Annotated in this window: 26 protein-coding genes; 11 read left to right on the forward strand and 15 right to left on the reverse strand. The window is 71.6% G+C overall.

Annotated elements, in window-relative coordinates; all coding sequences use genetic code 11:
- Positions 1-100: 100 nt before the first annotated feature.
- Together AC4OXY_RS31720 and nagB are read right to left on the reverse strand one after the other, a co-directional pair.
- Positions 101-865, reverse strand: a complete 765-nt coding sequence (locus AC4OXY_RS31720) for a GntR family transcriptional regulator (protein WP_356028934.1) — start codon at positions 863-865, stop codon at positions 101-103.
- A gap of 166 nt (positions 866-1,031) precedes the next feature.
- Positions 1,032-1,817 carry a glucosamine-6-phosphate deaminase gene (nagB, locus tag AC4OXY_RS31725; protein WP_402065871.1) on the reverse strand — a complete coding sequence of 262 codons (786 nt, stop codon included), beginning with the start codon at positions 1,815-1,817 and terminating at the stop codon, positions 1,032-1,034.
- Positions 1,818-2,020: 203 nt separating this feature from the next.
- Between nagB and AC4OXY_RS31730 the strand changes: the two genes are divergently transcribed.
- Positions 2,021-2,650, forward strand: coding sequence for a TetR/AcrR family transcriptional regulator (locus AC4OXY_RS31730; RefSeq protein WP_402065874.1), 630 nt, complete (start codon positions 2,021-2,023; stop codon positions 2,648-2,650).
- A gap of 360 nt (positions 2,651-3,010) precedes the next feature.
- Positions 3,011-4,477, forward strand: a complete 1,467-nt coding sequence (locus AC4OXY_RS31735) for a sensor histidine kinase (RefSeq protein ID WP_356029123.1) — start codon at positions 3,011-3,013, stop codon at positions 4,475-4,477.
- Positions 4,478-4,673: 196 nt separating this feature from the next.
- Here the strand turns inward: AC4OXY_RS31735 and AC4OXY_RS31740 are convergent, their stop codons facing one another.
- Together AC4OXY_RS31740 and AC4OXY_RS31745 are read right to left on the reverse strand one after the other, a co-directional pair.
- Positions 4,674-4,931 carry a WhiB family transcriptional regulator gene (locus AC4OXY_RS31740; RefSeq protein ID WP_003992873.1) on the reverse strand — a complete coding sequence of 86 codons (258 nt, stop codon included), beginning with the start codon at positions 4,929-4,931 and terminating at the stop codon, positions 4,674-4,676.
- A gap of 320 nt (positions 4,932-5,251) precedes the next feature.
- Positions 5,252-6,220 (reverse strand): diacylglycerol/lipid kinase family protein, encoded by a 969-nt coding sequence (locus AC4OXY_RS31745; RefSeq protein ID WP_356028928.1) that lies wholly within the window; start codon positions 6,218-6,220, stop codon positions 5,252-5,254.
- A gap of 140 nt (positions 6,221-6,360) precedes the next feature.
- Between AC4OXY_RS31745 and AC4OXY_RS31750 the strand changes: the two genes are divergently transcribed.
- A complete protein-coding gene (locus AC4OXY_RS31750; RefSeq protein WP_491991468.1) occupies positions 6,361-6,816 on the forward strand; it encodes a hypothetical protein in 456 nt (151 codons plus the stop codon).
- 15 nt (positions 6,817-6,831) lie between these two features.
- Here the strand turns inward: AC4OXY_RS31750 and AC4OXY_RS31755 are convergent, their stop codons facing one another.
- The 3 genes from AC4OXY_RS31755 to AC4OXY_RS31765 form a co-directional block, all read right to left on the reverse strand.
- Positions 6,832-7,941, reverse strand: coding sequence for an RNA polymerase sigma factor SigF (locus AC4OXY_RS31755; protein ID WP_356028924.1), 1,110 nt, complete (start codon positions 7,939-7,941; stop codon positions 6,832-6,834).
- 20 nt (positions 7,942-7,961) lie between these two features.
- A complete protein-coding gene (locus AC4OXY_RS31760) occupies positions 7,962-8,378 on the reverse strand; it encodes an ATP-binding protein (protein WP_031163342.1) in 417 nt (138 codons plus the stop codon).
- A 262-nt stretch (positions 8,379-8,640) separates the two neighbouring features.
- Entirely contained in the window at positions 8,641-8,901 is a 261-nt protein-coding gene (locus AC4OXY_RS31765) for a UBP-type zinc finger domain-containing protein (protein WP_356028922.1), read from the reverse strand.
- A 61-nt stretch (positions 8,902-8,962) separates the two neighbouring features.
- Here AC4OXY_RS31765 and AC4OXY_RS31770 point away from each other — a divergent pair, with 61 nt between their 5' ends.
- Complete coding sequence (locus tag AC4OXY_RS31770; RefSeq protein WP_376288860.1) at positions 8,963-10,558, forward strand: Na+/H+ antiporter; 1,596 nt, start codon at positions 8,963-8,965, stop codon at positions 10,556-10,558.
- On the opposite strand, the gene AC4OXY_RS31775 is transcribed toward AC4OXY_RS31770, so the two are convergent.
- Both AC4OXY_RS31775 and AC4OXY_RS31780 read right to left on the reverse strand, forming a co-directional pair.
- Positions 10,555-11,454 (reverse strand): 1-aminocyclopropane-1-carboxylate deaminase/D-cysteine desulfhydrase, encoded by a 900-nt coding sequence (locus AC4OXY_RS31775; protein WP_491991469.1) that lies wholly within the window; start codon positions 11,452-11,454, stop codon positions 10,555-10,557. The two genes, AC4OXY_RS31770 and AC4OXY_RS31775, sit on opposite strands and share 4 nt — an antisense overlap.
- A gap of 41 nt (positions 11,455-11,495) precedes the next feature.
- On the reverse strand, positions 11,496-12,089 hold the full coding sequence (locus tag AC4OXY_RS31780) for an N-acetylmuramoyl-L-alanine amidase (protein WP_356028917.1): 594 nt from the start codon (positions 12,087-12,089) through the stop codon (positions 11,496-11,498).
- 279 nt (positions 12,090-12,368) lie between these two features.
- Between AC4OXY_RS31780 and AC4OXY_RS31785 the strand changes: the two genes are divergently transcribed.
- From AC4OXY_RS31785 to AC4OXY_RS31795, 3 genes are all read left to right on the forward strand, one after another.
- Positions 12,369-13,775, forward strand: a complete 1,407-nt coding sequence (locus AC4OXY_RS31785) for a family 2B encapsulin nanocompartment shell protein (protein WP_356028915.1) — start codon at positions 12,369-12,371, stop codon at positions 13,773-13,775.
- Between the two features lie 124 nt (positions 13,776-13,899).
- Positions 13,900-15,090 carry a family 2 encapsulin nanocompartment cargo protein polyprenyl transferase gene (locus tag AC4OXY_RS31790; protein WP_402065882.1) on the forward strand — a complete coding sequence of 397 codons (1,191 nt, stop codon included), beginning with the start codon at positions 13,900-13,902 and terminating at the stop codon, positions 15,088-15,090.
- Positions 15,091-15,337: 247 nt separating this feature from the next.
- Positions 15,338-15,670: a DUF952 domain-containing protein gene (locus AC4OXY_RS31795; RefSeq protein ID WP_376288864.1), complete on the forward strand. Its 333-nt coding sequence runs from the start codon at positions 15,338-15,340 to the stop codon at positions 15,668-15,670.
- A 240-nt stretch (positions 15,671-15,910) separates the two neighbouring features.
- Here the strand turns inward: AC4OXY_RS31795 and AC4OXY_RS31800 are convergent, their stop codons facing one another.
- From AC4OXY_RS31800 to AC4OXY_RS31810, 3 genes are all read right to left on the reverse strand, one after another.
- Positions 15,911-16,672, reverse strand: coding sequence for a VOC family protein (locus tag AC4OXY_RS31800; protein WP_491991470.1), 762 nt, complete (start codon positions 16,670-16,672; stop codon positions 15,911-15,913).
- Between the two features lie 77 nt (positions 16,673-16,749).
- Positions 16,750-17,166: a VOC family protein gene (locus AC4OXY_RS31805; RefSeq protein WP_071376507.1), complete on the reverse strand. Its 417-nt coding sequence runs from the start codon at positions 17,164-17,166 to the stop codon at positions 16,750-16,752.
- A gap of 67 nt (positions 17,167-17,233) precedes the next feature.
- Entirely contained in the window at positions 17,234-17,635 is a 402-nt protein-coding gene (locus AC4OXY_RS31810; protein ID WP_071384220.1) for a helix-turn-helix transcriptional regulator, read from the reverse strand.
- A gap of 157 nt (positions 17,636-17,792) precedes the next feature.
- Here AC4OXY_RS31810 and AC4OXY_RS31815 point away from each other — a divergent pair, with 157 nt between their 5' ends.
- Both AC4OXY_RS31815 and AC4OXY_RS31820 read left to right on the forward strand, forming a co-directional pair.
- Positions 17,793-18,947: an inorganic phosphate transporter gene (locus tag AC4OXY_RS31815; protein WP_491991471.1), complete on the forward strand. Its 1,155-nt coding sequence runs from the start codon at positions 17,793-17,795 to the stop codon at positions 18,945-18,947.
- A 17-nt stretch (positions 18,948-18,964) separates the two neighbouring features.
- Positions 18,965-19,204, forward strand: coding sequence for a hypothetical protein (locus AC4OXY_RS31820; protein WP_356028899.1), 240 nt, complete (start codon positions 18,965-18,967; stop codon positions 19,202-19,204).
- 412 nt (positions 19,205-19,616) lie between these two features.
- Here the strand turns inward: AC4OXY_RS31820 and sodN are convergent, their stop codons facing one another.
- Positions 19,617-20,012, reverse strand: a complete 396-nt coding sequence (sodN, locus tag AC4OXY_RS31825) for a superoxide dismutase, Ni (protein WP_356028896.1) — start codon at positions 20,010-20,012, stop codon at positions 19,617-19,619.
- A gap of 145 nt (positions 20,013-20,157) precedes the next feature.
- Between sodN and sodX the strand changes: the two genes are divergently transcribed.
- On the forward strand, positions 20,158-20,592 hold the full coding sequence (gene sodX / locus AC4OXY_RS31830; protein ID WP_356029121.1) for a nickel-type superoxide dismutase maturation protease: 435 nt from the start codon (positions 20,158-20,160) through the stop codon (positions 20,590-20,592).
- Here the strand turns inward: sodX and AC4OXY_RS31835 are convergent.
- The gene (locus AC4OXY_RS31835) at positions 20,496-21,128 is read right to left on the reverse strand and encodes a CGNR zinc finger domain-containing protein (protein WP_356028895.1); all 633 of its coding nucleotides are present in this window, start codon (positions 21,126-21,128) and stop codon (positions 20,496-20,498) included. The genes sodX and AC4OXY_RS31835 overlap by 97 nt on opposite strands.
- Before the next feature lie 106 nt (positions 21,129-21,234).
- On the opposite strand from AC4OXY_RS31835, the gene AC4OXY_RS31840 reads away from it, so the two are divergent.
- On the forward strand, positions 21,235-21,993 hold the full coding sequence (locus AC4OXY_RS31840) for a class I SAM-dependent methyltransferase (protein WP_356028893.1): 759 nt from the start codon (positions 21,235-21,237) through the stop codon (positions 21,991-21,993).
- A 63-nt stretch (positions 21,994-22,056) separates the two neighbouring features.
- On the opposite strand, the gene AC4OXY_RS31845 is transcribed toward AC4OXY_RS31840, so the two are convergent.
- Positions 22,057-22,809 (reverse strand): amino acid ABC transporter ATP-binding protein, encoded by a 753-nt coding sequence (locus AC4OXY_RS31845; RefSeq protein ID WP_356029119.1) that lies wholly within the window; start codon positions 22,807-22,809, stop codon positions 22,057-22,059.
- Between the last annotated feature and the right edge of the window lie 17 nt (positions 22,810-22,826).

Here is a 22,826-nt window from a genome sequence, read left to right on the forward strand (position 1 = left end):
GTGACGGTGTCACGGCAGTGGAAGACCTCGTCCGCATATCGGTATACCGATTCGGCGACGCCCACCGGCCCCGCCCCCGGCGGGAGTTACCCGACGGGGGTTACTCGACGGGCCGCTTCAGCCGCGCGACGAACTTGTAGCGGTCTCCGCGGTACACCGAGCGCACCCACTCCACCGGCTTGCCCTCGCGGTCCAGGGAGTGGCGGGAGAGCATCAGCATCGGCAGGCCCACGTCGGTGCCGAGCAGGCCCGCCTCGCGCGGGGTGGCCAGGGAGGTCTCGATGGTCTCCTCGGCCTCGGCGAGGTGCACGTCGTAGACCTCGGCGAGCGCGGTGTAGAGCGAGGTGTACTTCGCCAGGGAGCGGCGCAGGGCCGGGAAGCGCTTGGCGCTCAGATGCGTGGTCTCGATCGCCATCGGCTCGCCGTTGGCCATGCGCAGCCGCTCGATGCGCAGCACGCGCCCGCCGGCCGTGATGTCCAGCAGCCCGGCGAGCCGGTCGTCCGCCGTGATGTACCCGACGTCCAGCAGCTGCGAGGTCGGCTCCAGGCCCTGGGCGCGCATGTCCTCGGTGTAGGAGGTGAGCTGGAGCGCCTGGGAGACCTTGGGCTTGGCGACGAAGGTGCCCTTGCCCTGGATCCGCTCCAGCCGGCCCTCGACGACCAGCTCCTGGAGGGCCTGGCGGACGGTCGTGCGGGAGGTGTCGAACTCGGCCGCCAGCGTGCGCTCGGGCGGGACGGGAGTGCCCGGCGCCTGTGTCTGCGTCATGTCGAGCAGGTGCTTCTTCAGGCGGTAGTACTTGGGCACGCGTGCCGTACGGACGGTGGTGCCGGTCTCGTTCTCCGCACTGCTCACGTCGGTGCTCATGCCCTGCCTTCCCGGCTCCGGATGCCGAAAGCGACCGACTGACATCGGCCACGGCTCACATCGTGGCACGGCTTCTTGTGTCCGGAGTCCACCCGCACGCCCCGCGATCTCCTCTGTATACCGTCGCACCCCTGGTTGGTCTAGTCCATCACCCGGCCCCGGGCCGCTAGATCCCCTGCCAGTCCGGCTTGTTGGCGTAGGTGTGGCGGAAGTAGTCGGCGAGCTTCAGCTTGGACGCGGCCGCCTCGTCGACCACCACCGTCGCGTGCGCGTGCAGCTGGAGCGCGGAGGCCGGGCAGACCGCGGCGACCGGGCCCTCGACGGTCGCGGCCACCGCGTCCGCCTTGCCCTCGCCGGTCGCGAGCAGCACCAGGTGCCGGGCCTCCAGGATGGTGCCGATGCCCTGGGTCATGACGTGGTGGGGGACCTGGCCGATGTCGCCGTCGAAGAAGCGGGCGTTGTCGACCCGGGTCTGCTCGGTCAGCGTCTTGATCCGGGTGCGCGAGGCGAGCGAGGAGCACGGCTCGTTGAAGCCGATGTGCCCGTCGGTGCCGATGCCGAGCAGCTGGAGGTCGACCCCGCCGGCCGTGGCGAGCGCGCGGTCGTACTCCTCGCACGCCGCCTGGACGTCCTCGGCGGTGCCGTCGGGGCCGAGGAACGCGTCCATGCCGATGCCGAGCGGCTCCAGCACCTCGCGGCGCAGCACCGAGCGGTAGGACTCGGGGTGCTCGGCGGGCAGCCCCACGTACTCGTCGAGCTGGGCGATCCGCACCCGCGAGGTGTCCACGGCGCCGGAGCGCACCTTCGCGGTCAGCGCCTGGTAGATGGGCAGCGGGGTGGAGCCGGTGGCCACGCCGAGCAGGGCGTCGGGCTTGCGTCGCAGCAGCTGCGCCATGGCCTCGGCGATCAGCTCGCCGCCCGCCGCGGCGTCCGGAACGATGACAACTTCCACGCTGGGCCTGCCGTTCTGAAGTGGGCTCGAAGTGGGCTCTGTGCACCTCTATGTGGTTTAGACCAATCTAACAGAATCGCCGTTCGACGGTGCGGGAAAGCGGGGCGGAAGCTCCGGGGAACGTTCGGGTGGGGCAGCGCGGCGCTCCGTGCGAGCCCTGACGGCAGGGACAATTTTCTAGGGACCGCTATAAAATGGCTGCCATGGTGGCAGGTCAGGACACGAAAGCGCAGGCGGGCAACGGCAGGACGCGAGGTCGGCCGCGCTCCTTCGACCGGGACACCGCACTGGAGAAGGCGCTCATGGCCTTCTGGGAGCACGGGTACGAGGCCACCTCGGTCTCCGATCTCACCCGGATCATGGGCATCGGGGCACCGAGTCTCTACGCGGCCTTCGGCGACAAGCGGAGCCTGTTCGAGGAGGTCGTCCGGGTCTATACGGACACGCACGGCGCCTTCGGCGACCGCGCGCTCGCCGAGGAGCCCACCGCCCGCGGCGCCGTCGCCCGCACGCTGCGCGAGGCCGCCGCCGAGTACACCGACCCCGCCCACCCCTTCGGCTGCCTGGTCGCGCACGCCGCGACCAACTGCACCAGCCCCGAGGTGGAGCGGCTGCTGCGCGAGCGGCGCAACGCCGGCATAGCGGCCCTTGCCTCCCGGATCCGGGCGGACGTCGCGGCGGGGGTGCTCCCGGCCGGCACCGACGCCGCCGCCCTCGCCCGGCACACCGGCGCGATGATCCAGGGCATGTCCCAGCAGGCGCGCGACGGGGCGAGCCGGGAGGAACTGGAAGCACTCGCGGAAATTGCCATGACCATCTGGCCCCAAGACTGAGCCCGGCGGGCTAGGCTGCGTGCTGCGTGGCATCGAGTGCCATCAGGTGTGTGTATCGAGTGCCATCGCTCGTGCGTGCCGACAAGACCATGGACACATCCTTGTGGTCTAGTCCACAATTCCAAGAGAACACAAAAGCCTCCGCCTTCCCCGCACAGGAGGGCGGATCGAGGAACCGGCGCTCTCTGCCCTGACTGCCCCGGCTCCTCGACCTTCGGCCGGCCGGGACCGCACACCCCGCGGCCGATGATGCTCCGGGCTGCGGTGCCGGGAGGGTTGAGGGTCCCTTCCAGGCGCCGCGGCCCGCGGGTGTTTTCGGCCACCTTCACACGTGCGAGTACGCTCACAGACGTGCCCTCCATGAACGAACTGGTCCGCCAGCACACCGCCCTCGACGACTCCGACCTGGAGTGGCTGCACCTGCTGGTCTCGGAGTGGCAACTGCTCTCCGACCTGTCCTTCGCCGACCTGGTCCTGTGGGTCCCCACCCGGGACGGCACCCGGTATGTCTCGGTCGCCCAGATGCGCCCGAACACCGGCCCCACCTCCTACCAGGACGACATGGTCGGCCACCTCGTCCCGCGCGGCCGCCGGCCCATGCTGGACGCGGCCCTGGACGAGGGCCGGATCGTGCGCGAGGGCGACCCGGAGTGGCGCGAAGAGGTCCCCGTACGGGTCGAGTCCATCCCCGTACGACGCGAGGGCCGCGTGCTCGGCGTGATCGCCCGCAACACCAACCTGCTCACCGTCCGCACCCCGAGCCGGCTGGAGCTCACCTATCTCCAGAGCGCCTCCGACCTCGCGCAGATGATCGCCGCAGGATCGTTCCCCTTCCCGGACCAGCAGGTCGACATGGACGCCTCGCCGCGCGCCGGCGACGGACTGATCCGGCTCGACGCGGACGGGATCGTCCAGTACGCCTCCCCGAACGCCCTGTCCGCCTACCACCGGCTCGGGCTCGCGGCCGACCTGGTCGGCCACCACCTCGGACAGACCACCGCCGAACTCGCCCCGACCCGCGGCCCGGTGGACGAGGCGCTGGTCAAGCTCGCGAGCGGCTGGGCACCGCGCGAGTTCGAGATCGAGGCCCACGACGGGGCGATCCAGTTCCGGGCGATCCCGCTCAAGCCCAAGGGCACCCGGATCGGCTCACTGGTGCTGTGCCGGGACGTCACCGAACTGCGGCGCCGCGAACGCGAGTTGATCACCAAGGACGCCACCATCCGGGAGATCCACCACCGGGTGAAGAACAACCTCCAGACGGTCGCCGCCCTGCTGCGCCTCCAGGCGCGGCGGATCGAGTCCGAGCGCGGCCGGGAGGCCCTGGAGGAGGCCGTGCGCCGGGTCGGCTCCATCGCGATCGTGCACGAGACGCTGTCCCAGAACCTGGACGAGCGCGTGGAGTTCGACGACATCGCCGACCGGGTGCTGGCGATGGTCGCCGAGATCTCGCCGGGCAAGGTGACCGGCCGGCGCACCGGATGCTTCGGGATCCTCGACGCCGAGGTCGCCACCCCGCTGTCCATGGTCCTCACCGAGGTCCTCCAGAACGCCCTGGAGCACGGCTTCCGCGAGGGCGACACCGGCACGGTCGAGGTCTCCGCGGTCCGCGGCGGTACGACGAAGGAGGCCCGGCTCCTGGTCACGGTCCAGGACGACGGCGTCGGCCTGCCCGAGGGCTTCGACCCGCACCGCTCGGGCAACCTCGGCCTGCAGATCGTACGGACGCTGGTGGAGGGCGAGTTGGGCGGCTCGTTCGACATGGTCCCGGCGCCGGAGCGGGGCACCCGGGTGATCCTCGACCTTCCGGTGCGGTCGCAGAAGTAGCCGACGGCCCTGCCCGCAAAGGGAGTCGGGCACAGCAAAAAGCCCCGGACCGATAGTGGTCCGAGGCTCGTGCTCGTTGCTGCTCTGCGTCATTGCTAAGCGCATCGGGGGATACTGCGCGCTGCGGCTCGGGGGCGGGAGATGCGTACGTGGTGTACGCGCCGCCAAGCTCAGGCTGTCAGCAGGGGTGGGTAGGTCAGGCGGAGGCCTGACGAGCCCGGTTGCGGGCGGCGCGGCGCTTCATGGCGCGGCGCTCGTCCTCGCTGAGACCACCCCAGACGCCGGAGTCCTGACCGGACTCGAGCGCCCACTGCAGACACTGCTCGATCACCGGGCAGCGACGGCAGACGGCCTTGGCTTCCTCGATCTGCAGCAGCGCAGGACCGGTGTTGCCGATGGGGAAGAAGAGCTCGGGGTCTTCCTCGCGGCAAACGGCGTTGTGACGCCAGTCCATGGCTGCTACCTCTCCTTGGTATTACATGCACGTTGCTTGTGAATGTGAACGCTTTCACGAATCCCTCAACAAGTGAAGGGCCGACCGCCGAGATCTCCCCGGCGTGGTCCTGGGTTTGAAGAGGGGTTCTGTTGATCAGTGGAGGCCGGTGTTGCGGGCCGTCCCGATCGACACGTAGAGACTCGCAAACCTCGGCGACGGATACAACCCCTTCCGGAAAGTTTTTTTTGATTCCTCGGTGTCGACTAGGTCACAGCCGTACTTCCATGGGGTGGATCCTGGCCTAAACGTTCGAGTGAAAGGGCTTTGGCCCGTTCCGCTCACACAATCACACGCAGTGCACGGCGTACGCCTGTGAACGTCACGCTCGTACGCAGCCCAAGGTGGTCGCCGTCCATCTGCAAGGGCAGAGGAGCCTTCGAATGCAAGGTGAACTGGTCCAGATCGTGCAGTGAGTGGGCGTGCCTGCCATGGGGTCCGCGCTCGGGGGACGAAGTGAGCAACTGGGTGCCATACCGGGCAACCGCGGCCGTCGACAGGCGGCTGAGACCGAGCACATCGAGGCCGGTGTCGAACGAGGCCTTAGGTGACGTGTACATCGGGCGATTGCCGAGATACGTCCACGGGGCCGTGTTCGACACTATGGCGACGACGAGTTCGGCGATCGGGTCCTCGCCGGCGCGTTCGAGCGTGATCAAGCCGTGCCGGCGGCTCGGCTCGCCGAGGTACTGCCGGACCACCTGGCGGACGTAGAGCCCGTGGGTCGAGGTCTTGCCGCGTTCGCGCTGCTGCTCGACCCGGCCGACCACGCCCGCGTCGAAGCCGAGTCCCGCGTTGAAGGTGAACCAGCGGTCCGGGACCGCCTCGTCCTCGGTGCCGGGCGTGCCCGAGGTCAGCCCGAGCCCGACGACCCGCTCCCGCCGCTCGCGCAGCGCGTCCAGCAGGGCGCCGGTGGCCTCGACGGGATCGTTGGGCAGGCCCAGGGCGCGGGCGAACACGTTCGTGGAGCCGCCGGGCACCACGGCGAAGCCGGGCAGACGGTCCAGGTCGGGGCCGCCGTGCAGGAGGCCGTTGACCACCTCGTTGACCGTGCCGTCGCCGCCGAGGGCCACCACGAGGTCGATGTCGTCGCTGTCCGCTGCCTGCCGGCCGAGGTCGCGCGCGTGCCCGCGGTACTCGGTGGTGACCGCCTCCAGCTTCACCTCGCTGGCCAGCGCGTGGATCAAAACGTCACGCCTGCGTGCGCTGGTGGTGGTTGCCGCCGGATTGACCACGAGAAGTGCACGCATGGATGGCAGCGTACCTACTGGGTGGTACCCGGCGGACGCCGAGGTAGGGATCGGGTAAGAGAGGAGGGCGTGAGTCCTGGCACTCCCGGACCCCCGGGGCGGCGGGAGGGCGCCTGCGCGGAGACGGCTACCCTGCTGGGGTGAGCAGTGAGCAGAAAGCCGCCAAGGAAGCCGCGGACACCACCGAAGCCGTCGCCGGACCGCGTCCGAGCCGGCTGACCTACGCTGCCGTGCTCGCCGCGCTGGAGGGCGTCGCCCTGGTGGCCGGCGGCCTGTGGATGGTCGTCCTCGGGATCTCCGGCGACGCCTCCGACCGGCAGCAGGGGATCTCCCTGGGGGTCACCCTCGTCGTGCTCGCGCTGCTGCCGCTGCTCGCCGCGCGCGGTCTGCTGCTGCGGCGCGGCTGGAGCCGGGGCCCGGCGGTGATCACACAGCTGATGGCGCTTCCGGTGGCCTACAGCCTGCTCAAGGCCGACAGCATGGCCATCCCGGCCGGCATCGCCCTCGCGGTCGTCGCCGTCGCGGCGCTGGTGCTGCTCGTCAACCCCGCCACGACCCGGGCCCTCGGCATCAGGGGACCGGGCCGGAGCGAATAGCCGACTTCCCGGGGCTCACTCCTCCACGAGGAGCTTCTCCCGCAGCTGGGCCAGGGTGCGGGCCAGCAGCCGGGAGACGTGCATCTGGGAGATGCCGACCTCCTGCGCGATCTGCGACTGCGTCATGTTCCCGAAGAAGCGCAGCAGCAGGATGCGCTTCTCGCGCGGCGGCAGGTCCTCCAGCAGCGGCTTGAGGGACTCGCGGTACTCCACCCCCTCCAGCGCCTCGTCCTCGGCGCCGAGGGTGTCCGCGACCGCCGGGGACTCGTCGTCCGTGTCGGGGACGTCCAGGGACAGCGTGGAGTACGCGTTCGCGGACTCCAGGCCCTCCAGGACCTCCTCCTCCGAGATGGCGAGCTTCTCGGCCAGCTCGTGGACCGTGGGGGAGCGGCCGTGCAGCTGGGACAGCTCGGCCGTCGCCGTGGTCAGCGCGAGGCGCAGCTCCTGGAGCCGGCGCGGCACGCGCACCGCCCAGCCCTTGTCACGGAAGTGCCGCTTGATCTCGCCGACGACGGTCGGGGTGGCGTACGTGGAGAACTCCACGCCGCGCTCCGGGTCGAACCGGTCGACGGACTTGATCAGGCCGATCGTGGCGACCTGGGTGAGGTCGTCCAAAGGCTCGCCGCGGTTGCGGAAGCGGCGTGCCAGGTGCTCCACGAGCGGCAGGTGCATACGGACCAGCTGGTTGCGCAGCTCCGCGTACTCCGGGCTGCCCGCGTTCAGCTTGCGCAGCTCGACGAAGAGCACCCGCGCCCCGCTGCGGTCCTGAGGGCCGTGCTGAACGGCCTGCACGGCCTCCGCGCCCGGCGCGTCGTCCCCGGCGTATCGCTCGTGCTCGCTCATCGTCCCGCCCGTAGCCCTTCCCCGAGCCCTCGCCCCCACGTGGACGGCGGAGTCGGCGCCGGATCCCGCCGGCGCCGCGCCCTGCACGGCACCGGCACCGCCGGGCCGCGCGGAGTCGTCCACCGGGTGTGGTCTGGCCTGCTCGGGGATGCCGTCGATGCCGTCCGCCATGCGCCGCGAACCGTCCCGAGGAGGTTCCCCGGACATGCCGCCCGTGCTCGACCAGGGGGCACCCCCGTCCCCGGTCGGCAGCTCCCGTGTGCCGCGCTCTTCGTCCCGCACCGGACCGTCCCCGTTCTTCCTCACGCCGGGCCGGGGCCCGCGCCGCGCTGTTTGTAGAGGCTGATCGACACGGTCTTGTCCTCGTCGACGGCGGACGAGACCTTGCCCGCGAGGGCCGACAGCACGGTCCAGGCGAAGGTGTCCCGCGAGGGGGCGTGACCATCCGTGGTCGGCGCCGCGACCGTGACCTCCAGCGAGTCGTCGACGAGCCGGAAGACACAGCTGAGCACGGAGCCGGGCACGGCCTGTTGGAGCAGGATCGCGCAGGCCTCGTCCACGGCGATGCGCAGGTCCTCGATCTCGTCCAGGGTGAAGTCCAAGCGGGCCGCGAGACCGGCCGTGGCCGTCCGCAGCACCGACAGGTAGGCACCCGCGGCCGGCAGCCGGACTTCCACGAAGTCCTGATTCGCCGTGGGCTCGCCTGCGATCTGGGACACCCTCACCTCCATGGTGGTACAAGCTCTACGGGGCCGAGGGTCGCCCCCCGGGGTAACGCGTACGTGGTTCCGCGGTGACGCTATCGCGCTCCGAACGGTCCTGTCCCCGGGACCCCAACCCCCTGGCGTCACTCACAGTAAAGCTGTGGATACGCTCCGTGTCTAGAGGGTTTGCGGGCCCAAATGGGAAGAGCGCGCGCCGGGTTGACGTACCCAGGCGTCCGACGCTCGAACCGTCGTACGGCCGCCACCGCATGCAGTGTCACACGAGGATGTGGTCCACGAAGCACCACCGCCAGTCCTCGCCGGGCTCGAAGGTCCGCATGACCGGGTGGCCGGACTCCTGGTGGTGTCCGGTCGCGTGCTGCCCCGGCGAGGAGTCGCAGCAGCCGACGTGACCGCAGGTGAGACACAACCGCAGCTGCACCGGGTGTGTGCCGTCCCGCAGACACTCCGGACAGGTCGGGGCGAGCGGCTCCGGTTCCGGGTGCGGCAGCGCGTCGGCGTGCGTGCACTGTTTCATGATTGCCAGATTACGACGGGTGTGCGGGTGACCGCGCGGAAAACGAGGGCGGGCGAGGATCATGGACGTGTTGCCGCTGCTGTTGCTGGTGGCGGGCAGTGCGGGCATCGCGGGGGTCGCCCGGCGCACACCGGTGCCGGCACCCCTGCTGCTGGTCGCGGTGGGCCTCGCGATCTCGTACGTGCCCGGGATCCCGCACTACACGCTGGACCCCGAGGTCGTCCTGCCGCTGGTGCTGCCCCCGCTGCTGTACAAGGAGGGCACCGAGAGCTCGTACCTCGACCTGCGGGCCCAGATGCGGCCCGTGGGGCTGCTGTCGATCGGGTACGTGCTCTTCGCGACCTTCGCCGTCGGCTGGGCCGCCTACCTCGTCGTCCCCGGACTGCCGCTGCCCGCCGCGCTGGTGCTCGGCGCCGTCGTCGCGCCGACCGACGCCGTCGCGGCCGCGGCCATCGCGCGCCGGGTCGGGCTGCCGTCCCGGATCACCACCATCCTCCAGGGCGAGTCCCTGCTCAACGACGCCACCGCGATCACCGCCTACAAGGTGGCCCTCGCCGCGGCCGTCGGCGAGGGCGCCACCTGGTCGGGCGGCATCGGGGAGTTCCTGCGGGCCGCCGTCGGCGGTGTGCTCGTCGGACTGGTGCTCATGGTGCCGATCCACTGGCTGCGCACCCGCTTGAAGGAAGCGCTGCTCCAGAACACCCTCTCGCTGCTGATCCCGTTCGTCGCCTACGGCGTGGCCGAGCAGCTGCACGGCTCCGGTGTGCTCGCGGTCGTGGTGGTCGCGGTCTATCTCGGACACCGCGCGTGGGAGGTCGACTTCGCCACCCGGCTCCAGGAGGACGCGGTGTGGCGGATGGTCGCCTTCCTGCTGGAGTCGGCGGTCTTCGCACTGATCGGCCTGCAGCTGCCGACCGTTCTCCGGGGGCTCGGCGCCTACCGGGGGACCGACGCGGCCTGGTACGCGATCGCGGTCTTCGTCGTGGTCGTCGCGGCCCGGTTCGTGTGGGTGTTCCCGGCGGCCCTGCTGCCCCGCGCGCTCTCCCACCGCATCCGCGCCCGCGAGGAGAGCCCCGGCTGGCGGGGGCCGGTCGTCACGTCGTGGGCCGCCATGCGCGGTGTGGTGTCCCTGGCCATCGCGTTCTCGATCCCGCTCACGGTGCACGGCGGCGCCCCCTTCCCGCAGCGGAACCTGATCCTCTTCCTGACCTTCACCACGGTCATCGGCACGCTGGTCGTGCAGGGACTGACGCTCGCGCCGCTGATCCGCCTGATGAGGTTCCCCGGCCGCGACCGGCAGGCCGAGACGCTCGCCGAGGCCAACGCCCAGGCGCAGGCCTCCCGGGCCGCCGAGCGGCGCCTCGACGACCTCCTCGACGACGAGCGCAACGCCCTGCCGCCGCCGCTCGCCGACCGCCTGCGCACGGTCCTGGAGCGCCGCCGCAACGCCGTCTGGGAGCGCCTCGGCCAGACCAACCCCGTCACCGGCGAGTCCGTGGACGACACCTACCGTCGCCTCTCGCGCGAGATGATCAGCGCCGAGCGCGAGGTCTTCGTCAAGCTCCGCGACCACCGCTACATCGACGACGAGATGCTGCGCGCACTGCTCAGACGCCTTGATCTGGAGGAGGCGGCGGCCTACCGGGAGGCGGGTTAGCCCTCCGGGAACGGCCGTCCGGTGACGACGGCGGCGATCGTCGTCCCGCGCGCGTGGGCACCCTCTTCCGCGCGGGCGACAAGGGCGTAGAGCAACTTGGCGACATAGAGACGTTCGACGGGCAGTCCGTGGCGCTCCTCGAAGTCCCGGGCGAACGCGTGCAGTTCGGGGGTCGTACGCGCGTACCCGCCGAAATGGAAGCGCTCGTCGAGGGACCAGTCGCCGGTGCGGCCGCCGAAGGCACGTTCCTGCAGTGCCTCGGTGTCGCCCTCCAGGAAGCCGCCCCTGAGGACGGGCACGCCGAGCGCGCGCTGCCCGGGGGCGAGTCCCGCGGCGAGGCCCGCGAGGGTGCCACCGGTGCCGCAGGCGACGGCCACGACGTCCGCGTGCCCGCGCAGTTCCTCACCGAGGGCCCGGCAGCCGTGCACGGCCACGCTGTTGCTGCCGCCCTCGGGGACGACGTACGCCTCCTCGGCGCCGGCCGCGCGCAGGATCGCGGCCAGGGTCTCCGGCTCGGCCTTGCGGCGGTACGTCGATCTGTCGACGAAGTGGAGGCGCATGCCGTGGGCCGCGCACCGGGCCAGGGACGGGTTGAGCGGGCGCCCGGCCAGCTCCTCGCCGCGGACCACGCCCGTGGTCGGGATCCCGAGCAGGCGGCCCGCGGCGGCGGTGGCCCGCAGATGGTTGGACCAGGCCCCGCCGAAGGTGACCAGCGGCCGCCCGCCCGCCGCCGCGATGTTCGGCACCAGCTTGCGCCACTTGTTGCCGATCAGCTCCGGGTGGATGAGGTCGTCCCGCTTGAGCAGCAGGCGCAGGCCGTGCCGCTCGAACCGCTCGTCCCGTACCTCGTGGAGAGGGGAGGGAAGGCGGGGCGCGAGGGAGTCGGGGCCGGTCACACTCCATTGTCGCCCGGCGCGGGCGCCCGGCCGCCGCGGCGCTACCCCTTCAGCCGCCCCCCGACCCGCCCCCGCAGCCACTCCATCGTGAAGCCCCGCGGGTCCGCCTTCCCCGGCTGCCACTCCAGGTGCCCGATGACCGAACGCTCCGTCCAGCCGTGCCGCCGGCACACCGCCGCGGCCACGCGCGTGATCGCCTCCAGCTGGACGTCCGGCCACGGGTCCGCGCCGTCGCCGAGGTTCTCGCACTCGAAGCCGTAGAAGTGCCGGTTGCCGTCGGTGTCCGCCTGGCCGTCAGGCGGCAGCGCCTGCTCGGCGATCACGGCGCGCAGTACTCTGTCGTCCCCGAGCCCGGCGTGGTCGGCGCGGCCGTGGCCGACCAGGTGGACCGTGCCGTCCTTGGTGATCACGCCGTGGCACAGCGGGCCCGGCAGCGACCGGTAGCCGTCCCGGCAGAGCCGCACCGTGGCCGCGCTGCCCCGGGTCACCGTGTGGTGGATCATCACGCCGTGCACCGGCCCCCAGGGGCCCTTGTGGTTGCGATGGTGGTGCCGCCAGTCGCCGACCTCGACGACCGTGACGCCCTCGGCGCGCAGAACGTCCAGAAACGTGCTCGCGGACATGGGTGGGGCCATGCCGCCTCCTTCGTGTTCGCTCCATCCTGTAGCGGCCCTCTACCGGAAAGCGGATGTCCCGGGCACCTCGTTCGTGCGCTGTGCGAGCCGATCCGGACAGCCTGCACGTGCAGAAAGGCCCTGTGTGCTGTACAAGGTCCCCTTTTATGCCCAGCCGTCCGATGATCCAATCCCGCTCTTTCGGGTAATGGCGACGGCACGTTCCGTGATGGAAGGCTCGGTCCCGAGACCGGTGCCCGTGCGATCCGGCACCAGCCATACATGGGAGGACATTTCCTTATGTCGGTAGGCGAAGAGGTCCGCACGGAAGAGGGCAAGCCGCAGCAGTCCCTCGGGACGGCGGCCGCGCGGAACCTGGCCACCACCACCAAGTCCGTTCCGCAGATGCAGGAGATCAGCTCCCGCTGGCTGCTGCGCACGCTCCCGTGGGTGGACCTCAAGGGCGGCACGTACCGCGTCAACAGGCGCCTGGCGTACACCGTCGGCGACGGCCGCATCACCTTCGTGAAGACGGGTGACCAGGTCGAGGTCATCCCGGCCGAACTGGGCGAGCTGCCGGCCCTGCGCGCGTACGACGACGAGGAGGTGCTGTCGGAGCTGGCCCGGCGCTGCCGCCAGCGTGACTTCGCCCCCGGCGAGGTCATCGCCGACTTCGGCAACCCGACCAACGAGGTGTACCTGCTGGCGCACGGCAGGGTCGAGAAGGTCGGCACCGGCCCCTACGGCGACGACGCCGTCCTCGGAGTCCTCGCCGACGGCGCCTACTTCGGCGAGGCGGCGCTGCTGGACCCGGACGCCATCTGGGAGTTCACCGTCCGCGCGGCCACCCCCACCACGGTGCTGATCCTCAGCCGCCAGGACTTCGAGCAGGTCGCGGAGCGCTCGGACAGCCTGCGCGGGCACCTGGAGCAGCTGCGCGCGGTGCCCGAGCAGCGGACCAACAAGTACGGCGAGAAGGAGGTCGAGCTGGCGGCCGGCCACACCGGCGAGCCCGACATCCCGCACACCTTCGTCGACTACGAGCCGCGCCCGCGCGAGTACGAGCTGAGCATCGCCCAGACCGTGCTGCGCATCCACACGCGCGTGGCCGACCTGTACAACCAGCCGATGAACCAGACCGAGCAGCAGCTGCGGCTCACGGTCGAGGCGCTCAAGGAGCGCCAGGAGCACGAGCTGATCAACAACCGCGACTTCGGCCTGCTCAACAACTGCGAGTACGACCAGCGGATCCAGCCGCACGACGGCGTGCCCAGCCCGGACGACATGGACGAGCTGCTCAGCCGTCGCCGCAGCACCAAGCTGTTCCTCGCCCACCCGCGCGCGATCGCCGCGTTCGGACGTGAGCTGAACAAGCGGGGCCTGGTCCCCGAGAGCGTCGAGGTCAACGGCAACCGCATCCCGACCTGGCGTGGTGTGCCGATCTACCCGTGCAACAAGATCCCGGTCACCGAGCAGCGCACCACGTCGATCATCGCGATGCGTACCGGCGAGGACGAGCAGGGCGTCATCGGCCTGCGGCAGTCGGGCATCCCGGACGAGATCGAGCCGAGCCTGTCGGTGCGGTTCATGGGCATCAACGAACAGGCCGTCATCAACTACCTGGTGACGGCCTACTACTCGGCCGCCGTGCTGGTGCCGGACGCGCTCGGTGTGCTGGAGAACGTCGAGATCGGCCGGTGGGGGTGACGTTTCCGCACTTCGGAGCCGTGTTCTCGGCCGCCCGGGCGGGTAGACCCTCGGCACACGTGTCCGGCCGGTCCGGCGACGCCGGCGTCCGGGGACCTGGCGAGGGGGAGACATGGCCGAGTTCATGACGGAGACCGAAGAGCGTTCCCCCGCCGTGCCCCGTCCGGGCACGGCGGGGGATACCCGGGGGAACACGCAGGACACGCAGAACGCACAGCGCGGCCAGAACGGCCAGAGCGGGCAGGGCAGGACGGAGAACGGCGACCGCGGTCCGGCCGACGGCGCGGAGGGCCACGAGGCGGCGGCGCTGCTGGAGCGCACCAGGGCCGTGGTCGACCCCGGGCTGCGCGCGGCGCTTGAGTCGCTGCCCGGCTCCCTGCGCCGCATCGCCCTCTACCACTTCGGCTGGCAGCACGCCGACGGCAGCCCGGCAGCGGCGGGCCGTGGCAAGGCCATAAGGCCCGCGCTCGTCCTGGCCGCGGCCGCCGCCCTCGGCGGCCCGGCGGCCCGTACGGCGGCCGTCCCGGCGGCGGTGGCGGTCGAACTGGTCCACAACTTCACGCTGTTGCACGACGACGTGATGGACCGCGACACCTCCCGCCGGCACCGCCCCACGGCCTGGACGGTGTTCGGCGACACCGACGCGATCCTCGCCGGGGACGCCCTGCTGGCCCTGGCCCTGCGGCTGCTCGCCGAGGACCCGCACCCGGCCGGCGCCGCGGCCGCGGCCCGGCTCGCGAACTGCGTGGTGGAGCTGTGCGCCGGGGAGCACACCGACACGGACCTGGAACACCGCGCCCCGGACGAGGTCACCCTCGACGAGGTGCTGGCCATGGCCGAGTCGAAGACCGGGGCGCTGCTGGGCTGCGCCTGCGCCCTCGGCGCGCTGTACGCGGGCGCCGGACCCCAGGAGGTGGCCGCGCTGGACGGCTTCGGCCGCCAGGCCGGGCTCGCCTTCCAGCTGATCGACGACGTCATCGGCATATGGGGTGACCCGCGGCGCACCGGGAAGCCGGCCGGGGCGGACCTCGCGGCCCGCAAGAAGTCGCTGCCGGTGGTGGCGGCGCTCGCGTCCGGTACGGAGGCGGCGGCCGAGCTGGCCGGGCTGTACGCCATGCCGAATGTCACCGGCGACGCCGACGGCATCGCGCGGACGGCGCTGGCCGTGGAGCGGGCCGGCGGCCGGGACTGGGCGCAGGCCGAGGCGGCCGACCGGATGGCCCGCGCCGTGCAGGAGCTGGCCCGCGCGGTCCCCGCCCCGGAGGCGGAAGGCCTGCTGGCGCTCGCCGAGTTCGTGACCCGGCGCAGCGCGTAGCGCTCCGCCGGGGGCGCCGCGATGTGCCGTCGGGCGTCTGCGGCGCCGTCGTGGCCGGTCTCGCTCCTGTGGCGGCGGTCGGAAAGACCCCGGACCCCGGTCGTCGTGCGGCTCCTGACCCCGTACGGCGGCCGGGGCTCCGGTTGAGGCGGTCCCCGCACATCCCCACAGTGTGCAGGGCCCGCCGCTGTGCGCGGGCGACGGAAATCGTCACGGCTCCGCAGCGACGGCGACGTACCGTGAACGCATGCCGAAACTGCCCCCCATCCTCCACATCACCGAACGCTCCCTGTGGGAGGCGGCCCGCGAGCGCGGCAGCTACGAGGTGTCCACGCGCGGCCGCACCCTCCAGGAAGAGGGCTTCATCCACTTCTCCACGCGCGAACAGCTCCCGCGCATCGCCGCCTTCCTCTACGGCGACTACGACGGCCCGGACGAGCTGGTCGTGCTCGTCGTGGACCCGGCCCTGGTCGGCGTGCCGGTGAAGTACGAGGCGATGGAGCCGGACGGCGAGGAGTTCCCGCACGTGTACGGGCCGCTGCCCGTCGGCGCGGTGGTGGAGGTGGAGCCCTGGGGGTGAGGGGTGCGGGCCGGCGGTGGCGCCGGGCGGTGGCGGACTGGGCGGCCGCCGTCGCCGTGGGCGGAGGCCTCGCGCTCGCACTCCAGGAGGACGCCCGGCCCCGCGAGCCGTGCAGCCGGTCCAGAACGGCCCGGTGCCTCGCCCGCGCCGGGCCCGGCCGGCGGACGGCGAGGCCTCGTGCCCGCCGGGTCCGCCGGCCGACCGGGCCGCGGCGTCCGGGCACGCCGCGGTCATCCGCCTCTACGCGACGTCGTTCCGCCGAGCGGCCGGCAGGCCGCCCGTCTCGGGGTCGCGGCCGGTCAGGCAGTAGACGCCGCCGGCCGGATCGCGCATCACCGACCAGTGCGGGCCGTGCGCCACCGGGACGGCTCCCAGCTCCTCGTGCCGGGCACGGACCGCGCGGATGTCCGTACAGGCGAGGTCGAGATGGGCGGCGGCGGGTCGCTCGGAGTCGAGCCGCTGGAGCAGGATCCGCACGGGCAGTCCCGCCGGCGGCCGCAGCGCCTCGAACTCCGGCCGGGAACCCGTCAGCCGCTCCCAGCCCGTGAGCGCGGCCCAGAAGTCCGACTCGGCGGCGTACGCGGACGGCGGGATGTCGAGGCAGACCTGGTCCAGCCGGCTGCCCGCCACCACGGGCGGCCGTACCGCCTCGCCGCGCCAGGGCACCAGGCAGAACAACTGCCCGGCGGGGGAGCGCAGTACGACCCAATCGCCGTGGTCCGCGACCGGGTCCGCACCGAGGGCGCGGGCCGCCCCGGCCGACTCCCGCACGTCCTCCACGCACAGGTCGAGATGGGCGCCGCCGTCCCCCTCGGTCACCCCCTGGAGCTTCACGCACGCGTCCGCCCCGGTGGCCGGGTCGGGCAGCAGGGTCAGGAACTCGCCCCGCTCGCCCCGGGGTTCGGACGGCCGGGTGCCGGTGACCGAGGTCCAGAAGGCGAGGGCCTCGGGCAGCCGGCCGGCGGGGCGGTCGGCGAAGGCGTACGTCCAGCGAATGATCACGCTCCGGAGTGTAGGGGCGAACTCCCGCGCCGTCGCCGGGCTTTCGCCACACCCGCTGCCGTGCCCGCCGCCGGCTGCTACTCCGCGGGCCGCTGGAGGAAGCGCAGCTGGTTGCCCGCCGGGTCACGGAAGGCGCAGTCGCGTACGCCGTACGGCTGGTCCGTCGGCTCCTGGAGCACGTCGGCGCCGGACTCGCGCACCCGCTCGTACAGGGCGTCGCAGTCCTCGGTCGTGAAGATGACGCCCCGGAGCATGCCCTTGGCGAGCAGTTCGGCCATCGCCTGCCGGTCGGCGGGGGAGGCGTCCGGGTTCGCGCCCGGCGGCTCCAGCACGATCTCGACGTCCGGCTGGAGCGGCGAGCCCAGCGTCACCCAGCGCATGCCCTCGAAGCCCACGTCGTTACGGACCTCCAGGCCGAGCACGTCGCGGTAGAAGGCGAGCGCCTTGTCGTGGTCGTCCACCGAGATGAAGCACTGCTTGAGTTTCACGTCCATGACCTCACGCTAAGCCCGCCCGGACGCGGGCGCGCGCGAGTTCGGTACGGCGCCCAGGGAGCCGGGGTCAGTAGGGTCTGCGGCGCGGGCGGGTGAACGTACGGGCCACGCAGGACGGGATCACCGCGCTCTCCTCGTGGTCCCGGGCGCGGTAGGCGCTCGGTGTCTCCCCGACCAGCTCGGTGAAGCGGGAGCTGAAGGAGCCGAGCGACGTACAGCCCACGGCGAGGCACACCTCGGTCACCGTGAGGTCGCCCCGGCGCAGCAGTGCCTTGGCCCGCTCGATCCTGCGGGTCATCAGATAGCTGTACGGCGTCTCGCCGAAGGCCTTGCGGAAGCTGCGCTGGAAGTGGCCCGGGGACATGTGGGCGCCCCGGGCCAGCTCGGTCATGTCGAGCGGCTCGGCGTACTCACGGTCCATCCGGTCGCGCACGCGGCGCAGCCGTCTGAGGTCCTCCAGAACGGTCATCCGTGCCTCCTCGGTCGCGTTCACAGCGTGGCACAGGGCACTGACACCGGGAGATCCGACGTTTCCGCACACGAGCACACAACAGAGTCCCCCATCTTCGACACGCCGTTCGCCTTCAGTTCTCCGTGCATTGGCCTGCCCTTGCCAGCCTTGCGGAATGGACCACATCACGTTCCTCGTGGCGGTCGTCATCGTCACGGCTCTGGCGTTCGACTTCACGAACGGATTCCACGACACCGCGAACGCGATGGCCACCTCCATCGCCACCGGTGCGCTCAAACCGCGTACAGCGGTCCTGGTCAGCGGGGTCCTCAACATCGTCGGGGCCTTCCTGTCCACCGAGGTCGCGAAGACGATCTCCGGCGGGATCGTGGACGACACACTGGTCAGCCCGTCGATGATCTTCGCGGGGCTGGTCGGGGCGATCCTGTGGAACCTGGTGACGTGGCTCGCCGGACTCCCCTCCAGTTCCTCCCACGCCCTCTTCGGCGGACTGATCGGCGCGGTCTGGGTCGGCGCGGGTTCCCACGGCGTGCACCTCGACAAGGTTGTCGAGAAGGTGCTCCTCCCCGCGGTGGTCTCCCCGGTCGTGGCCGGTGTGGCGGCGCTGGTCGCCACCTACCTCGCCTACAGGCTCAGCGCCCGCGCCCGCCAGGACTCGGTGACGAAGGGCTTCCGGCTCGGCCAGATCGCCTCCGCCTCCCTGGTCTCGCTCGCCCACGGCACGAACGACGCGCAGAAGACCATGGGCGTGATCACGCTGACCCTGATCTCGGCGGGCGCGCTCGGCCATGAGGCCGGCCCGCCGGTGTGGGTGATCGGCTCGGCCGGCGTGGCCATCGGCCTCGGCACCTACCTGGGCGGCTGGCGGATCATCCGCACCATGGGCAAGGGCCTCGCGGAGATCCAGTCCCCGCAGGGCTTCGCCGCCGAGACCGCGTCCACGGCGGTGATCCTCACCTCCGCCCACCTCGGCTTCGCGCTGTCCACCACGCAGGTCGCCTCCGGCAGCATCCTCGGCGCGGGCCTGGGCCGCCGGCTCGCGGAGGTCCGCTGGGGCGTGGCCGGCCGCATGGTGCTGGCCTGGCTGATCACGCTGCCCGCGGCGGCGCTGGTCGGCGGCCTCGCGGCGAGCGTCGTCAAGCACGGCGGCAACGTCGGTACGGCCGTGATCGCGCTGGTCGCCCTGGCCCTCACCGGGGTCATCGTCGCCGCGTCCCGCCGCAACCCGGTGCGCGCCGACAACGTCAACGACCACCACGAGGTCACCCTTCGCACCTCGGCCCCGACCAAGGTCGGCACGGCCGCCTGAACCCCCGGGAGTCCCTCATGCATGTCGACTGGTCCGCCCTCGGCCGCGTGGCCGCGGTCAGCCTCGGCGTCACGGTCGCCGTGGTCGTCGTCTTCACCTTCGGCGTCCTCGGCCTGTCCCGCGCCGACACCGCGCGCGACGCCGCGGACGACGGCACCGGCGGCGCGGCCGGCCGCGCCCAGGCAGGCCTGTGCTTCCTCGCCTGCGCGGCGGTGGTGGCGTACGGGATCTACCTGATCGTGCCGCAGTTCCACTGACTCGGTGCGTACGACCGAGGGGCCCGGCCGCGGGAACGGCCGGGCCCGCAAGGTCTACGCCCTCGCCGAGGCCGAGCGCCGCGTGCCCGCCGTCCGCCGTCCGCCCGAAGGGGCCTTGGCATGACGGAGCGGCAACCACCACACGCCCTGCGCTGGGCGCTGCCCTGCCACCCTGCCGCCTATGCGCCCGGCACGGGGCCGAGTCGTCGTCGCCGCGCCCAGGGATCTGCCCGGTTCCTCCCGGCCGCAGCATGCCGCGATCGCGGGAGCCGGGGCCCTGGCGGGCGGCAGAGGGAGCAAAAAGTCCGCACCCGGACCACGCGGACGCCGTGCTCGGCGCCCCGCGGTCCGGGTGCGGACAAGTAGACCCTGCAGAATAAAGAGAATGCAGGTCACAAGGTCTGATCCAGGATCAGGCCTTCTTGGTCTCCCAGAAGATCTTGTCGATCTGGGCGATGTAGTCCAGAGCCTTCTGGCCGGTCGCCGGGTCGGTCGACGCCTTGGCGGCCGACAGGGCCTTCAGGGTGTCGTTGACCAGCTGGTGCAGCTCCGGGTACTTCTCGAAGTGCGGGGCCTTGAAGTAGTCGCTCCACAGCACGGAGACGTGGTGCTTCGCGAGCTCCGCGCGCTGCTCCTTGATGATTGCGGCACGCGCCTGGAAGTGGGCGTCGTCGTTGGCGGCCATCTTCTCCTGCACGGCCTTCACCGACTCCGCCTCGATGCGGGCCTGGGCCGGGTCGTAGACGCCGCAGGGCAGGTCGCAGTGGGCGCTGACCTTGACCTTGGGGGCAAACAGGCGGGAAAGCATGGAGCATTCCTTCCTCGTGATCGTCTTCTCAGGTGCGACATTACTCCCTGAGGAAGGCGATTTCTCGGGTGCCCCCTAGGGCTTAGGACAAAAGTCCAGGGTCAGACTGAGACTGGTGGAGGAACGGACCGGGGAGGTGCCGGGGATGCCGGAGCTGTCGCAGGAGACCGAACGGGGGAGGGCCGGGGCGCCGTTCGGGCTGGCCGAGGTGACGGGCCCGTCCATGGTGCCCACGCTCCGGCACGGGGACCGGCTGCTGCTGCGGTACGGAGCGGTCGTGCGGCCGGGGGACGTCGTCGTGCTGCGGCATCCGTTCCAGCAGGATCTGCTCGTCGTCAAGCGGGCCGTGGAGCGGCGCGAGGGCGGCTGGTGGGTGCTCGGGGACAACCCGTACGCGGGCGGGGACAGCACCGACTACGGGGTCGTACCGGACGAACTGGTCCTGGGGAAGGCGTACTTCAGGTACCGGCCGTGGCCCGCCGGTCAGCGCTCGCCGCTGGCGCTGGCGCGCTGGGTGCTCTCGGCCGCGCGGCCGCTGCTGCCGGACCGGTCGGCCTCCAGGCGCTTGCGGGCCCGGTAGGCGGCGACGTTGGCGCGGGTCGCGCAGCGGTCCGAGCAGTAGCGCCGGGAGCGGTTGGTGGACGTGTCGAGATAGGCGTTGCGGCACGGGGCCGCCTCGCACAGGCCCAGCCGGTCGACGCCGTACTCGGTGAGGTGGAAGGCCAGGCCCATCGCCGCGATGGCGGCGTAGCCCGCGGTCGGGTTGGACGGGTGGTCGGCCAGGTGCATGTGCCACAGCGGGCGGCCGTCCTCGTCCCGGAAGTCGTGCCCGGAGATCTGCGGGCTGACCGGGAACTCCAGGAGCAGCGAGTTCAGCAGGTCCACGGCCAGCGTCTCGTCGCCCTGGTCCGCCGCCTCGAAGACCGCGCGCAGCCGTGCCCGTACCGAGCGGAAGCGGGTGACGTCGGCGTCGGTGGCGCGCCGGGCCGTGGAGGAGTTGTTGGCGCCGAACAGATCGCGGACGGCCTCGACCGAGGTCAGGGAGTCCTTCCCCCGCGCCGGTTCCTCGCTGTTGACGAGACGGACGGCGTAATCCGAGTAATAGGCCAGTTCCACTTGTAGTCCTTACGAGGGCGCTTTATGGTCGTGTCTGCGGTCGGGTAACAGCCGGTCGTGCATCCAGGGTATTACGCATGCCTTGTGGACAAGGGGGACGGATCCGATGACGACGAGCACGGGCACCGACTGGGCCGCCTGGCAGCACAGCTGGGACCGGCAGCAGGAGTGGTACATGCCGGACCGCGAGGAGCGGTTCCGGATCATGCTGGACATGGTCGAGGCGCTGGTCGGGACGGCCCCGCGGGTCCTCGACCTCGCGTGCGGCACCGGCAGCATCACCGCCCGGCTGCTGGCCCGCTTCCCGGAGGCGACCAGCACCGGCGTCGACCTCGACCCGGCCCTGCTCGCCATCGCGCGCGGCACCTTCGCGGGCGACGCGCGGGTCTCCTTCGTCACCGCCGACCTCAAGGACCCCGCGTGGTCGGCGCAGCTGCCGTACGACTCCTACGACGCCGTCCTCACCGCCACGGCCCTGCACTGGCTGCACAGCGAACCCCTCGCGACCCTCTACGGCCAGGTCGCGGGGCTGGTCCGCGACGGCGGTGTCTTCATGAACGCGGACCACATGATCGACGAGGGCACGCCCCGGATCAACGCGGCCGAGCGCGCCCAGCGCCACGCCCGGATGGATCGGGCCAAAGAGGACGGTGTCGTGGACTGGGCCCAGTGGTGGCAGCTGGCGGCGCAGGACCCGGTGCTCGCCGAGCCCACCGCCCGCCGCTTCGAGATCTACGGCGAGCACGCCGAAGGCGACACGCCCTCGGCCGCGTGGCACGCGCGCACGCTGCTGGCCCGGGGCTTCGGCGAGGCGCGGGCGGTGTGGTGCTCCCCGTCGGACACGCTGCTGCTCGCCGTGAAGTAGGCCGTTCACGGGCGAAAAGGGGCGGTACGGGAGATCCGTACCGCCCCTCGCCGCGTCACCCGCTCACAGCACCTTGGACAGGAACGACTGCGTCCGCTCGTGCTGCGGGTTGGTCAGGACGTCCCGCGGATGGCCGGATTCGACCACCACGCCCTCGTCCATGAACACCAGGCTGTCGCCCACTTCGCGGGCGAAGCCCATCTCGTGCGTGACGACGACCATCGTCATGCCGGACTCGGCGAGATCGCGCATGACGTCCAGGACGTCACCGACCAGCTCCGGGTCCAGGGCCGAGGTCGGCTCGTCGAACAGCATCAGCTTCGGGTCCATCGCGAGCGCCCGGGCGATCGCCACGCGCTGCTGCTGGCCGCCGGAGAGCTGCGAGGGGTAGTGCCCGGCCCGGTCGGCCAGGCCCACGCGCTCCAGCAGTTGCATGGCCCGCTCCTTGGCCTGCGCCTTGCCGGCCCCCTTGACCTGGACCGGTGCCTCCATGACGTTCTCCACGGCCGTCATGTGCGGGAACAGGTTGAAGCGCTGGAAGACCATGCCGATGTCCCGGCGCTTCATGGCGACCTCGCGGTCGCGCAGCTCGTACAGCTTGTCGCCCTGCTGGCGGTAGCCGACCAGCTCGCCGTCGACGTACAGCCGGCCGGCGTTGATCTTCTCAAGATGGTTGATGCACCTGAGAAACGTGCTCTTGCCGGAGCCGGAGGGGCCGATGAGGCAGAACACCTCGCCCGGCTTCACCTCCAGGTCGATGCCCTTGAGCACCTCGACGTGGCCGAAGGACTTGTGCACGCCCTGCGCCCTGACCATCGGCACGCCGCCGCGCA

The sequence above is a fragment of the Streptomyces sp. HUAS MG56 genome (assembly GCF_058673395.1).

Bases quoted from the DNA above. Each gene is read 5' to 3' on its own strand.
- AC4OXY_RS31720 (WP_356028934.1), bottom strand. From the start codon at position 865: ATGAGCACCGACGTGAGCAGTGCGGAGAACGAGACCGGCACCACCGTC.
- AC4OXY_RS31820 (WP_356028899.1), top strand. From the start codon at position 18,965: ATGCATGTCGACTGGTCCGCCCTCGGCCGCGTGGCCGCGGTCAGCCTC.
- sodN (WP_356028896.1), bottom strand. From the start codon at position 20,012: ATGCTTTCCCGCCTGTTTGCCCCCAAGGTCAAGGTCAGCGCCCACTGC.
- sodX (WP_356029121.1), top strand. From the start codon at position 20,158: ATGCCGGAGCTGTCGCAGGAGACCGAACGGGGGAGGGCCGGGGCGCCG.
- AC4OXY_RS31790 (WP_402065882.1), top strand. From the start codon at position 13,900: ATGACGGAGACCGAAGAGCGTTCCCCCGCCGTGCCCCGTCCGGGCACG.
- AC4OXY_RS31805 (WP_071376507.1), bottom strand. From the start codon at position 17,166: ATGGACGTGAAACTCAAGCAGTGCTTCATCTCGGTGGACGACCACGAC.
- AC4OXY_RS31735 (WP_356029123.1), top strand. From the start codon at position 3,011: ATGAACGAACTGGTCCGCCAGCACACCGCCCTCGACGACTCCGACCTG.
- AC4OXY_RS31780 (WP_356028917.1), bottom strand. From the start codon at position 12,089: ATGGCCCCACCCATGTCCGCGAGCACGTTTCTGGACGTTCTGCGCGCC.
- AC4OXY_RS31845 (WP_356029119.1), bottom strand. From the start codon at position 22,809: ATGGTCAGGGCGCAGGGCGTGCACAAGTCCTTCGGCCACGTCGAGGTG.
- AC4OXY_RS31810 (WP_071384220.1), bottom strand. From the start codon at position 17,635: ATGACCGTTCTGGAGGACCTCAGACGGCTGCGCCGCGTGCGCGACCGG.
- AC4OXY_RS31840 (WP_356028893.1), top strand. From the start codon at position 21,235: ATGACGACGAGCACGGGCACCGACTGGGCCGCCTGGCAGCACAGCTGG.
- AC4OXY_RS31730 (WP_402065874.1), top strand. From the start codon at position 2,021: ATGGTGGCAGGTCAGGACACGAAAGCGCAGGCGGGCAACGGCAGGACG.
- AC4OXY_RS31785 (WP_356028915.1), top strand. From the start codon at position 12,369: ATGTCGGTAGGCGAAGAGGTCCGCACGGAAGAGGGCAAGCCGCAGCAG.
- AC4OXY_RS31770 (WP_376288860.1), top strand. From the start codon at position 8,963: ATGGACGTGTTGCCGCTGCTGTTGCTGGTGGCGGGCAGTGCGGGCATC.
- AC4OXY_RS31765 (WP_356028922.1), bottom strand. From the start codon at position 8,901: ATGAAACAGTGCACGCACGCCGACGCGCTGCCGCACCCGGAACCGGAG.
- AC4OXY_RS31815 (WP_491991471.1), top strand. From the start codon at position 17,793: ATGGACCACATCACGTTCCTCGTGGCGGTCGTCATCGTCACGGCTCTG.
- AC4OXY_RS31740 (WP_003992873.1), bottom strand. From the start codon at position 4,931: ATGGACTGGCGTCACAACGCCGTTTGCCGCGAGGAAGACCCCGAGCTC.
- AC4OXY_RS31745 (WP_356028928.1), bottom strand. From the start codon at position 6,220: ATGCGTGCACTTCTCGTGGTCAATCCGGCGGCAACCACCACCAGCGCA.
- AC4OXY_RS31795 (WP_376288864.1), top strand. From the start codon at position 15,338: ATGCCGAAACTGCCCCCCATCCTCCACATCACCGAACGCTCCCTGTGG.